The 12,484-nt window shown below is 36.8% G+C and carries 8 protein-coding genes; all 8 read left to right on the top strand.

What is annotated here, in order from left to right; all coding sequences use genetic code 11:
* The first annotated feature begins 517 nt into the window (after nucleotides 1–517).
* The 8 genes from IQ228_RS10615 to IQ228_RS10650 all read left to right on the top strand — a co-directional run bounded on the left by IQ228_RS10615 (nucleotide 518) and on the right by IQ228_RS10650 (nucleotide 12,297).
* A complete protein-coding gene (locus IQ228_RS10615; protein ID WP_193962827.1) occupies nucleotides 518–1,084 on the top strand; it encodes a hypothetical protein in 567 nt (188 codons plus the stop codon).
* Nucleotides 1,085–1,228: 144 nt separating this feature from the next.
* Nucleotides 1,229–2,449 carry an ISL3 family transposase gene (locus IQ228_RS10620; RefSeq protein ID WP_027400610.1) on the top strand — a complete coding sequence of 407 codons (1,221 nt, stop codon included), beginning with the start codon at nucleotides 1,229–1,231 and terminating at the stop codon, nucleotides 2,447–2,449.
* Nucleotides 2,450–2,876: 427 nt separating this feature from the next.
* On the top strand, nucleotides 2,877–4,424 hold the full coding sequence (locus tag IQ228_RS10625; protein WP_027400663.1) for a ferredoxin--nitrite reductase: 1,548 nt from the start codon (nucleotides 2,877–2,879) through the stop codon (nucleotides 4,422–4,424).
* A gap of 87 nt (nucleotides 4,425–4,511) precedes the next feature.
* The gene (locus IQ228_RS10630; RefSeq protein WP_193962828.1) at nucleotides 4,512–5,834 is read left to right on the top strand and encodes a CmpA/NrtA family ABC transporter substrate-binding protein; all 1,323 of its coding nucleotides are present in this window, start codon (nucleotides 4,512–4,514) and stop codon (nucleotides 5,832–5,834) included.
* 130 nt (nucleotides 5,835–5,964) lie between these two features.
* Nucleotides 5,965–6,807 (top strand): nitrate ABC transporter permease, encoded by an 843-nt coding sequence (ntrB, locus tag IQ228_RS10635; RefSeq protein ID WP_027400665.1) that lies wholly within the window; start codon nucleotides 5,965–5,967, stop codon nucleotides 6,805–6,807.
* 52 nt (nucleotides 6,808–6,859) lie between these two features.
* Nucleotides 6,860–8,833 (top strand): nitrate ABC transporter ATP-binding protein, encoded by a 1,974-nt coding sequence (locus IQ228_RS10640; RefSeq protein WP_193962829.1) that lies wholly within the window; start codon nucleotides 6,860–6,862, stop codon nucleotides 8,831–8,833.
* A 182-nt stretch (nucleotides 8,834–9,015) separates the two neighbouring features.
* Nucleotides 9,016–9,855 (top strand): nitrate ABC transporter ATP-binding protein, encoded by an 840-nt coding sequence (locus IQ228_RS10645; protein ID WP_027400667.1) that lies wholly within the window; start codon nucleotides 9,016–9,018, stop codon nucleotides 9,853–9,855.
* A 261-nt stretch (nucleotides 9,856–10,116) separates the two neighbouring features.
* Nucleotides 10,117–12,297 (top strand): molybdopterin oxidoreductase family protein, encoded by a 2,181-nt coding sequence (locus tag IQ228_RS10650; RefSeq protein ID WP_193962830.1) that lies wholly within the window; start codon nucleotides 10,117–10,119, stop codon nucleotides 12,295–12,297.
* The last annotated feature ends 187 nt before the right edge of the window (nucleotides 12,298–12,484 follow it).

A 12,484-nucleotide genomic window follows, 5' to 3' on the forward strand; every position in this document is an offset into this window, starting at 1 on the left:
AGTTAAACCTGTTCTTGATGATTTAATCAATAGACATCTCCAAAAATTAAAGATACTTGACCTGAAAACCCTGTAGAGACGTTCCATGGAACGTCTCTACAATCTTTTTTGGAGATGTCTAATACAGCTAAATTTTGGGTTAGTCCCTCTCTTTATAATCGTATTTTATCAATTGTTGGTGAATGATAATAGGTAACAGGTAAAACCAATTACCCATTTCTTCTATCAGCACAAAATCGGGTAAAGTAGCCTGTATTCTGGGATTCTCCTGGTAGGTATTCCCAGTCAGAGACTCGGAAGGAGTAATTGTAGCATTTTTTAGTTTTGTGATGTCTATTCATTACTCCAGTGTTAATATCAGAGTAATGGATTGTGTCATAAGATACTTTAAAAGTCTATAATTATATATTTAATACTTAATCAAAAAAATATTTGACATTCCTAGACACACTTAAAGATGCGTGTTATATTTATAATCGTATCTATTTTCTATTGTGCTGTTAAAGGATGCGAAGATATGATGGGGTGGTTGTTTGGGGGCGTTGCTAAAAAATCTGAACGTGCAGCCAAAGAGGCTGTAAAAGACGGTAGCTATCATATAAACCGTCGGATGTTTTTAAATCTGATGGCTTCGGGTATTATGGTTTATCTGACTAAAGATTTGATATATCCAGAAATTGCTAGTGCTAATGATGATATCATTAATGAAAAATATCACGTATTTATACCTTACGAAATTGCTAAAAGAGGTGGCATTCAAAAAGTTGCTTTGAGGTCTGGAAATATTTGTCAGGTAAAAATCCCTGCTAGAATTATAGAAAATGATGAAATTTCCGTTTCTAAAGTTGGCTTGCAAGGTAATGATGTTACTTTGATTTTGCATACATTATACGATTCGCAAATTAGAATTGCTGACAAAATTTATCAAGAAATTGATCAAACTGATTTTATTGACAACTATGCTACGAAAGGAAAAGCTAAACAAACTTATGAGCTACTTGAAGATGGTGAATATATAGAAGATATTGCTTCTCTTGATTTATTGCAATATCGGCTCTTGCGTCACTTTTATGGTAAAAACTAAGATCACTAAAATTTAATGCTGATAAATTTAAATCATAAAAGCTGAAAACTCTATCTCTGTAAAGGTTTGCAAACTTTTAGATACAAGTGAATTAGCATAAGAGTATAATCATAATTATCAAATACAAAAGTTTTAGGGATAGTTATGAAATTTAGCGTAGATCAAATTCTCAATCTGCCAGAGATGAAAGTGTTAGATTTTCAAGAAATCGAAGGGGAAGAAATAATTATAACAATAGAGAAAGCTGTCAACTATTCTAATTGCCCGAACTGTGCAAAAACTACCTATAGTATACATCAAAATCATTGGCGGATGATTCATGATTTATTTTGGAGTGAAAAACCAGTATTGTTAAAAATAAATCGCCGTCAATTTAAATGTAAGAAGTGTAAAAAGGTCTTTAGTGAAAATCTAAATTTTGTAGATAAAAGTAAAGGATATACTAAAAGATTAGCCATAGATATAGTGAAACAAGTATTAGATAGTAATATTCATAGTGTTGCCAAAAGAAATGACTTGAGCGACGAAGAAGTTGAATCAATGTTAAAAGCACAAGCATCACAAATATTAAATATTAATTTAAGTGAGGTAAAAAGGTTAGGCATAGATGAAATTGCTTTAGTGAAAGGTCAAGGAAATTATTTAGCAGTATTAGTAGATTTAGATACTCGTAAACCAATTGAGTTAGTGAAGTCAAGAAGAATAGAAGAAATACGTGAAGTTATTGTGAAATGGGGATCTCAGGTACTGGAACAAATAGTTGAAGTGAGTATGGATCTGTGGTCTCCTTATAAAAGTTTAGTAGAAGAATTAATGCCAAATGCAAATATAACTGCTGATAGATTTCATGTAATGAAACAAGTAAATGATGAGTTAGATGCTATGCGTAAATCTGAAAAGAGAGCCGCTATGTCTTTAGATAATAAATCAGAGAAAGATCGAATATTAGCAGGATTAAATAAAAGCAAATATAGCTTAATAAAAAATGAAGATTCCTTGAATGAACAACAAAAAGAAAGATTAGATAATGTTCAAGAAGTTTCCCCTATTCTGGCAAAAATGCACGCCCTCAAAGAAGAGTTTCGAGACATATTTGAATCTACTAAGCCTTGGGGTGAAAACATAATAAATTTATTAGATTGGATGCATGATGGAATGAAGTATTTTCCCAAAAGTATAGGAACAATAATTAGATGGTTTGGTGAAGTCGTAGGTTATTTTGACGATAGAACTACCAGTGGTACTGTAGAAGGAATTAATAATAAACTCAAATTAATCAAAAGACTTGGATATGGATTTCGTAACTTTAGTAATTTTAGATTACGTAGTTTATTAAACTGGCACTTTAGTATTAATTCTCCATAAAAGTGACGCAAGAGCCAGACTTCTAAAGTAAGATAATCTTATGAATTTTAATCCTTTATATATATCATGGATATTGCTCATCCTACAAGAGTTGGTAGTGATCCGAATCACTACCTAAAATAAATAGACTACCTATGCGAAAAACCATACCACCATTATCGCTTCTATCTATATAAATTCGTATTCGTGTATTAAAATAATTTATGCAATAACCGCAATATTTATATCCGATTTTTGCATGATTACTCAAATTTAGTAACCTACTATACGAACTGTCATCAAAAATTACACTAACTTAACAACATCGCAACTGTTACACCACCAACCGGGAAACTACTATCAGTTATTTCCCCAAAGTGGCAAGTACAAAACCGATAAGAACACGGATACACAGTTAATTCAGTCCTGTTTCCCCAAAAAAAGCATAATGATAGAAACAGCAACTACCACAGACAAACTCAATAAATTCGAGAAATTCAAAGCCGAAAAAGACGGACTCGCAGTTAAAAACGAAATAGAGAATTTTGCCCAAATCGGTTGGGAAGCAATGGACGAAAACGACCTCAACCATCGCCTAAAATGGTTAGGTGTATTTTTCCGTCCAGTCACTCCCGGTAAATTCATGATGCGAATGCGTCTACCCAACGGCATTCTCAACAGCAATCAAATGTCTACTTTCGCAGAAGTGGTACAGCGTTACGGTGAAAATGGCAGCGCTGATATTACCACCAGACAGAATATACAACTACGCGGGATCAATTTGGCAGATATTCCCGATATCTTTAATAAATTTCACAAAGTCGGATTGACTACTATCCAATCGGGGATGGATAACGTCCGTAATATTACAGGTGATCCTGTCGCGGGTTTGGATGCGGATGAGTTTTATGATACCAGAGAATTAGTCCAGCAAATCCAAGATATGCTGACTAATAATGGTGAAGGTAATCCAGAATTTAGCAATCTTCCCCGAAAATTTAATATTGCAATTACTGGAGGAAGAGATAATTCAGTTCACGCAGAAATTAATGATTTAGCCTTTATTCCCGCTTTTTGGGGAAACGAAGATCAAGTCCCCATCTTTGGTTTTAACGTCATTGTCGGTGGTTTATTTTCCGCCAAACGTTGTGAAGCAGCTATTCCTCTGAATGTTTGGGTATTGCCCGCCCAAGTTGTATTATTATCCAAAGTCATTGTCGAGATATTCCGAGATCATGGCTTACGCGCAAATAGACTAAAAGCCCGGCTAATGTGGCTACTTGATGAATGGGGGATAGAAAAATTCCGCGCCGAAGTAGAAAAACGTTTTGGTCAATCATTATTACCCGCAGTAGATAAAGATCAAATTGACTGGGAAAAACGGGATCATGTGGGCATATATAAACAAAAACAATCTGGATTTAACTACGCAGGTTTAAATATTCCCGTGGGAAGATTGTCTGCTGATGATATGTTTGAAATTGCCCGATTGTCTGAAGTTTATGGAAGTGGAGAAATCCGGTTTACCGTTGAACAAAATATCATTATCCCAAATATTCCTGATTCCAGTTTAACAGCATTTTTCACAGAATCAGTATTAGAGAAATTTTCAGTTAATCCTGGCTTATTAATGCGATCGCTAGTATCATGTACAGGCGCACAATTTTGTAACTTTGCCTTGATAGAAACCAAAAATCGTGCCTTAGCAATGATAAAATCATTGGAATCTGAACTAACTTTATCACGTCCTGTGCGAATTCATTGGACAGGATGCCCTAACTCCTGTGGACAGCCCCAAGTAGCAGATATTGGCTTAATGGGAACTAAAGTGCGTAACAATGGACAAATGTTAGAAGGTGTAGATATTTATATGGGTGGAACAGTCGGAAAAGATGCACATTTAGGAACTTGTGTTAAAAAAAGTATTCCCTGCAAAGACTTACAACCCATATTAAGAGATTTACTTATTCATAAATTTGGTGCAAAACTTAAGTAACAGGCTTTGATTCCTCGTTAAATTAATTTAATCGCCAAAATCCAGAGATAACTGCAAACCCAAATTAAAATTAATCAAGAGTTTCCCATGAGCAATATTTCTCGCAGAAAATTTATTATTACCTCAAGTGTAGCAACCGTAACTTCTATCTTGGCGCACGGCTGTTCATCTAGTAACTCTGATTCAGTAAAAACAGATAGTGCTTCTTCCAATAGCAAACTAGCTAATAATTCCAAAGTTAGTAATGCCCCAAAAGTTGAAACAACCACAGCCAAATTAGGATTTATTGCTTTAACAGATTCCGCACCTTTAATTATTGCTAAAGAAAAAGGTTTCTTTACTAAATATGGTATGACTGATGTAGAAGTCAGCAAACAAAAATCCTGGCCAGTCACCCGCGATAACTTAAAAATTGGCTCATCTGGTGGTGGTATTGATGGCGCACATATTCTTACCCCTATGCCCTATCTGTTGACCATGAATGATAAAGTGCCAATGTATCTTTTGGCGCGGTTAAATATCAATGGTCAAGCGATTTCAGTTGCTGAAAAATTCAAAGATTTGAAAGTTGGTTTACAAAGTAAATTACTAAAAGAGTCTGTAAATAAAGCCAAAGCCGATAAAAAATCTATAAAAGTTGCTATGACTTTTCCCGGTGGTACTCATGATTTATGGATGCGCTATTGGTTAGCAGCAGGGGGTATTAATCCTGATCAAGATGTAATTTTGCAAGCAGTACCACCACCACAAATGGTAGCAAATATGAAAGTTGGAACTGTTGATGCTTTTTGTGTAGGAGAACCTTGGAATGCTCAATTGGTAAGTCAAAAATTAGGTTATACAGCTTTATCTACAGGTGAACTATGGAATAACCATCCAGAAAAAGCCTTTGCTATGCGTCAAGATTGGGTTGATAAAAATCCCAATGCTACACAAGCATTATTAATGGCAATTATGGAAGCACAACAATGGTGTGATCAGGCAGAAAACAAAGAAGAAATGTGTAAAATCTGCGCTGATAGGAAATACTTTAATGTCGCCGTAGCTGATATTTTAGAACGGGCTAAAGGTAATATTGATTATGGTGATGGACGCAAAGAGCAAAACTTTGTATATCGCATGAAATATTGGGAAGATAATGCTTCTTATCCCTATAAAAGTCATGATACTTGGTTCTTAACTGAAGAAATTCGTTGGGGTTATTTACCTAAAGATACAAAAGTGAAGGAAATTGTTGATCAGGTCAATAGAGAAGATATATGGAAACAAGCTGCTAAGGCTTTGGGTGTGGCTGCTGCGGAAATTCCAGCAAGTTCTTCTCGCGGTGTGGAAACATTTTTTGATGGGGTTAAATTTGACCCTGAAAAACCAGAGGAATATTTAAAGAGTTTGCAAATTAAGAAGGTGTGATTTAAATTTGGGTTGAGCAAAAGTGTAACCCAAGAAAATTTAGTAAATTAATTAGATTTTTGAGGCTCACGCAAAGACGCTCCAGGTGCAAAGAAGAGAAGGAAAAGAGATTCTTACTGAGGAGAAATAAATGGCTGCTATTGTTGGAAGTCGTAGGGTTAGTAGTAAACAGCAGAAGGTAATTAATAAGTTTTTGATTAACAAGGTTATACCGCCGCTGTTTGGATTATTTATTTTTCTGATGTTGTGGGAACTACTTTGTTTAATTCCTAGTTTTCAATTACCTGGACCGATAGAAACAATTCGGGAAACTTGGGACCCTTTTGTTATCCATCCTTTTTTCGATAATGGTGACAGTGATAAGGGTTTAGGCTGGCAAATATTGACAAGTTTAGGACGGGTTGCTTTAGGTTTTTCTCTAGCAGCAGTTGTCGGGGTTGTTTTAGGAATATTAATTGGTTCTAATACTTTTCTTTATAATGCTGTAGATCCGATTTTTCAGGTATTAAGAACTATCCCTCCCTTAGCTTGGTTACCAATTTCTTTAGCGGCTTTCCAACAAGCTAATCCTTCGGCAATTTTCGTGATTTTTATTACTTCGATTTGGCCGATTGTGATTAATACAACTGTGGGCGTGCAGAATATTCCTCAAGATTATGTAAATGTCGCTCGTGTTTTGCGTTTGCAGAAGAGCAGTTATTTCTTGAAGATTGTGTTTCCGGCAACTGTTCCTTATATTTTTACCGGGTTAAGGATTGGCATAGGTTTATCTTGGTTGGCAATTGTCGCGGCGGAAATGTTAGTTGGTGGTGTGGGTATTGGTTCGTTTATTTGGGATGCCTATAACACAACTACCGAAACTAATATGAGCGAGATTATTATCGCCTTGGTATATGTCGGTTTAGTGGGATTAGTTTTAGATAGAATGGTGGCTTTTGTTGCTAATAAAGTTGTCACAACAGAACAAAAATAATTCTTAGTTCGTCGTAATTTCTGAGATTGCCAATTATCCATTACCATTCATCATGAATACTTTTTTAGAGATTGACCATGTAGACCGAATATTTGACCTCCCCAATGGTGGTAAATATATTGCTTTAAAAAATATTGAATTAAAAATTTCTGAAGGTGAATTTGTTTCTTTAATTGGACATTCTGGTTGTGGTAAATCCACCTTACTAAATATTATTGCTGGCTTAGATCAAGCTAGTATTGGTGGTGTAACTTTGGCAGGTCGGGAAGTGAGAGAACCAGGTCCTGATAGAATGGTGGTTTTTCAAAATTACTCCTTACTTCCTTGGCTAACTGTAAGGGAAAACATCGCCTTGGCTGTAGATGAAGTCCATCAAAATCTACCTAAAGGAGAACGTCGGGGAATAATAGAAGAACATATTGATATGGTGGGTTTACGACGGGCAACTAATAAGCGTCCTAGTGAATTATCCGGGGGAATGAAACAGCGAGTTGCGATCGCTCGTGCCTTAGCTACCCGTCCCAAGTTATTATTGTTAGATGAACCTTTTGGTGCTTTGGATGCATTGACAAGGGGCAATTTACAAGCACAATTAATGACAATATGTAATCAACACAGAATTACCTGTGTGATGGTGACCCATGATGTTGATGAGGCATTATTATTAAGCGATCGCATTGTGATGTTGACCAATGGACCAGAAGCACACATTGGCCAAATTATCGAAGTACCTATTCCCCGTCCCCGTCACCGTTTAGAAGTAGTTAACAATCCTTTTTACTATAACTTACGGAACGAAATAATTTACTTTCTCAATCAACAAAAAAAAGCAAAAAAACGCCAGAAACAACCTACTGCACCTGCTATTATTTCTAACAACAACTTAGAAAAAGTTCATTTGGAAATTGGCTATATTCCCCTGACTCAAGCTGCACCCTTAATAATTGCAAAAGAAAAAGGTTTCTTTGCCAAATATGGTTTAGAAGTCAACCTAAACAGCGAAACTAGCTGGAAAGACATAGGGAAAGGTGTAGTAACTGGTAGACTTGATGCCGCCCAGATGGTTGCAGGTATGCCCCTAGCCCTGACATTAGGTGCAGGAGGTAAAAATCCGGTGTCAATGGTAACAGCCATGACCCTTTCTCGCAACGGTAGCGCCATTACTTTCAGCCAAGAATTATTCAACGCTGGAGTCAGAAACTTAACAGACTTTCAAGCCATTATTAAGGCTGACTTAGACAAAACCCATACTTTGGGAATTGTCCATCCCGCATCCATGCAAAACCTATTATTGCGCTATTGGTTAGCAGCAAGTGGAATTAAACCTGATGTAGATGTTAGTTTGATGGTAATTCCACCACAAGAGATGGTAACTGCCCTCCAAGAAGCAAAAATTGATGGTTACTGTGTCGGTGAACCTTGGAACTCTCACGCAGTTGATCAGAATTTGGGTTTTATTATTGCTATCACCTCAGAACTTTGGCATGGACATCCAGACAAAGTATTAGGAGTAAGAGAAAATTGGGCGCTGGAAAATCCCCAAACACATCTAGCATTAGTCAAAGCCCTATTAGCAGCTTGTGAATATTGCGACGATATTCGCAACCGGGAAGAAGTTCTCAAATTAATTTCTCAACCTGACTATCTTGGCAGTAATTCCCTTCATCTTCCTCCAGGTTTAATAGACAATTACAAGCATGGTAATCACAACCAACCCCAAACTTCCCATCAGTTTTATTTCAACAAAGCCAACTATCCGGATCGTCATGAAATGCTATGGATTTTAACTCAATTAGCCCGTTGGGGTGTAGTAGCTTTCCCTAAAAACTGGGTAGAAGTCATTGACAGAGTTTGCCGTCCAGATATATTTGGTGCAGCCGCACGAGAAAGAGGCATTTTAGATATTGGCAGGGAAGAAATAATTCAATTATTTGATGGCAAAGTCTTTAATCCTTCTGAACCAATAGAATATCTAAAAAGTTTGGAAATTAAACGCCAGCTTCGAGTAGAAGAAGTATTTATCTAGTCATACCAATTCTGTATAAAGATGCGCCAAATTTAAAAAGGAACGAACCGCAGAGGCGCAGAGGACACAGAGAAGAAAAAGATAAGGTTACAAAATTAAGCGTAGCCTCATAAAGAAATGGTATCAGTTGTCAATTCTCAATTGTTATTACCAATTATCCATTCCCTATTACCAAAAATATCATGACAACAGTAAACTATAATAACAAAACTCAACAGTTACAAACCCAGAAAAAGGAAGACTTCTTAGTAATTGATGGTGTCAACAAAATTTACCCCACTGATAAAGGATCATACACCGTCCTAGATGACATTAATCTCAAAGTTAGTGAAGGTGAATTTATTTGTTTAATTGGCCATTCCGGCTGTGGAAAATCAACACTGCTCAACATGGTTTCTGGATTTAATAAACCTACCAACGGGGTCGTGTGGTTACAAGGTCAACCCATAACTGAACCCGGTCCAGACCGAATGATGGTATTTCAAAACTATTGTTTACTACCTTGGTTAAATGTTTTTGATAATGTTTATTTAGGTGTTGATTCCGTATTTCCTCACAAAAGCAAATCGGAAAAACGGGCAATAGTCAGAGAACATTTAGCAATGGTAGGACTAACAGAAGCAGCCCAAAAGAAACCCAGTCAAATATCTGGAGGAATGAAACAAAGAGTAGCTATAGCCCGTGCCTTAGCCATCCGTCCCCAACTCCTGATTTTAGATGAACCATTCGGTGCTTTAGATGCCATCACAAAAGAAGAATTACAAGAAGAACTCCTGCAAATTTGGTCAGAACATCAAATCACAGTTTTGATGATCACCCATGATATTGATGAAGCACTTTTCCTCGCAGATAAATTAGTGATGATGACAAATGGACCAGCAGCAAATATTGGCGAAATATTAGAAATACCCTTTTCTCGTCCTCGTAACCGTCGCCGAATTATGGAAAATCCAGAATATTACAACCTACGAAACTATACCTTAGACTTCCTCTATCGTCGCTGCGCTCATGTTGATGAGTAATTGGCATAATACGTAATTGGGAAAAGTCCCCAAAGAACCATTTGTATCTGATAAAGAAAATGAAGCCGAAATAATTAATCCTCAACCGATTTTAATAGCAGAAAAATAAATATCTCACGCAAAGGCGCAGAGACGCAAAGGCAAGAATACAAAAAACCAGAAATTAAAAATATTTCTCCTCTTATGAAATTATCTCTGAGTCCTCTGCGGTTCGTTTCTCATAAAAAATTTTGCACAATAGTGTGAAATCCCATAAATATCATGAATGAATTCACAAAAACACTTTGTCCTTATTGCGGTGTTGGTTGCGGTTTAGAAGTTTCTGCACCAGCCCAATATGGAAAAGCCACAAATCGAGATAGTGAAGGAATTCCTATTTGGCGAGTTAGGGGTGATAAATCTCATCCTTCTAGTCAAGGAATGGTATGTGTTAAAGGTGCAACTATTGCTGAATCTTTGGATAAAAGTAGATTGCATCATCCAATGGTACGCGATTCGTTAGATGCAGAATTTCGGCGTGTGAGTTGGAATGAAGCCTTTGATATTATTACCCAACGGATTCAAACATTGCGCTTGAATCAAGCCACAGATTCTATCTGTATGTATGGTTCTGGACAATTTCAAACTGAAGATTATTATATTGCTCAAAAGTTACTCAAAGGTTGTTTAGGAACTAATAATTTCGATGCTAATTCCCGGTTGTGTATGTCTAGTGCGGTATCTGGGTACATTCAAAGTTTTGGTGCTGATGGGCCTCCTTGCTGTTACGATGATTTAGAATTAACTGATTGTGCTTTTTTAATTGGTACAAATACGGCGGAATGTCATCCCATTATTTTTAATCGGTTAGCAAAATATCATAAAAAAAATCGCCATGTTAAAATGGTTGTGGTTGACCCTCGGCGTACCCCAACAGCCGAAGCAGCAGATTTACATTTAGCTATTCGTCCAGGTACAGATATTGATTTGTTAAATGGTATTGCCTATTTATTAATGAAATGGAATTATGTTGATCTAGCTTTTATTGATGATTGTACTAGCAATTTTCCGGCTTATGCTGAGGTAATTCGGCATTATTCGCCGGAGGTAGTGGCGAGTCGTTGTGGTATTAGTATTGAAGATTTAGAAACGGCTGCTAAATATTGGGGAAAATCTAAATCTGTACTTTCTTTATGGTCAATGGGTGTTAATCAATCTTCTGAAGGTACGGCTAAAGTTAGAACTATTATTAATTTACATTTAATGACGGGACAAATCGGTAAACCTGGTGCAGGTCCTTTTTCTTTGACTGGTCAACCTAATGCTATGGGTGGCAGAGAAGCGGGAGGTTTATCCCATTTGCTACCGGGTTATCGGTTGGTAAAAAATGCCCAACATCGGGCGGAAGTTGAGGATTTTTGGGGTTTAGAAAAAGGACAAATTTCCCCTGTTCCTGGTTTAACTGCTTGGGAAATGATCACTGGTTTGGAAACTGGAAATGTAGGTTTATTATGGATTGCTGCGACTAATCCGGCTGTGAGTATGCCAGATTTGGAAAGAACGAAAAAGGCGTTATTAAAATCTCCTTTTACTATTTATCAAGATGCTTATTACCCAACAGAAACATCAGCTTATGCTCATGTTTTATTACCTGCGGCGCAGTGGGGTGAAAAAACTGGGATTATGACTAATTCGGAAAGAAGGGTAACTCTATGTTCGGCTTTTCGGGAACCACCAAGAGAAGCAAAACCTGATTGGGAAATCTTCGCGGAAGTAGGAAAAAGATTAGGTTTTACTGATAAGTTTACTTTTAATAATTCTGCGGAAGTTTATGCTGAATTTGTTCAATTAACTCGTCAGCGTCCTTGTGATATGTCGGGTTTAAGTCATGGGTTTTTAGCCGCACAAGGTCCAACTCATTGGCCTTATCCACAAGGTAGTAATTCAGAAATTAAGCGCCTATATACTAATTTACGCTTTCACACAAATGATGGACGCGCCCAGTTTGGTGCATATTATTCAAGAGGACTTGCTGAACCACCTGATGATAATTATCCTTTTATATTAACTACTGGTAGATTGTATGGTCATTGGCATACACAAACACGCACCGGCAGAATTGAGAAAATTCGCAAACTGCACCCGCAACCATTTATCGAGATTCATCCCCGTGATGCTGCTGCTTTAGGTATTGTTGATAATCAGTGGTTAGAAGTGCGATCGCGTCGTGGTAAAACTAAGTTTCCTGCTAAAGTCACAAAAGCTATTTCTCCCGGTACTGTCTTTGTTCCTATGCACTGGGGTAAGCTATGGGCAGATGATGCAGAAGCTAACACTCTTACTCATTCAGAAGCCTGTCCTGTTTCCCTGCAACCAGAATTAAAAGCCTGTGCTGTGCAATTAGTACCAATCCCTGTAGAATCTACTGTTAAAAATTATCAATTTCAGTCTTCCCAATGGTAAGCTTTTAACTATATTCCCGAATTGGGAATTTACTACTTCATCTATTGTCAATTATCAATGGTTATGATTGTATTTTTAGATGCCTAAATTGTACAAGAATGATCATGATTAATCTTAAAATCTAAGTAATGGTTTATTACTTTTAAAAGCACTTTCTGGAACTGACAAGTTTGTGAAAGTAGAAAAT

Origin of the sequence: Dolichospermum sp. LEGE 00246 (genome assembly GCF_015207865.1) — a bacterium.
Classification (GTDB): domain Bacteria; phylum Cyanobacteriota; class Cyanobacteriia; order Cyanobacteriales; family Nostocaceae; genus Dolichospermum; species Dolichospermum heterosporum.

Bases quoted from the DNA above. Each gene is read 5' to 3' on its own strand.
- IQ228_RS10650 (WP_193962830.1), top strand. From the start codon at position 10,117: ATGAATGAATTCACAAAAACACTTTGTCCTTATTGCGGTGTTGGTTGC.
- IQ228_RS10640 (WP_193962829.1), top strand. From the start codon at position 6,860: ATGAATACTTTTTTAGAGATTGACCATGTAGACCGAATATTTGACCTC.
- IQ228_RS10625 (WP_027400663.1), top strand. From the start codon at position 2,877: ATGATAGAAACAGCAACTACCACAGACAAACTCAATAAATTCGAGAAA.
- IQ228_RS10615 (WP_193962827.1), top strand. From the start codon at position 518: ATGATGGGGTGGTTGTTTGGGGGCGTTGCTAAAAAATCTGAACGTGCA.
- IQ228_RS10620 (WP_027400610.1), top strand. From the start codon at position 1,229: ATGAAATTTAGCGTAGATCAAATTCTCAATCTGCCAGAGATGAAAGTG.
- IQ228_RS10645 (WP_027400667.1), top strand. From the start codon at position 9,016: ATGACAACAGTAAACTATAATAACAAAACTCAACAGTTACAAACCCAG.
- ntrB (WP_027400665.1), top strand. From the start codon at position 5,965: ATGGCTGCTATTGTTGGAAGTCGTAGGGTTAGTAGTAAACAGCAGAAG.
- IQ228_RS10630 (WP_193962828.1), top strand. From the start codon at position 4,512: ATGAGCAATATTTCTCGCAGAAAATTTATTATTACCTCAAGTGTAGCA.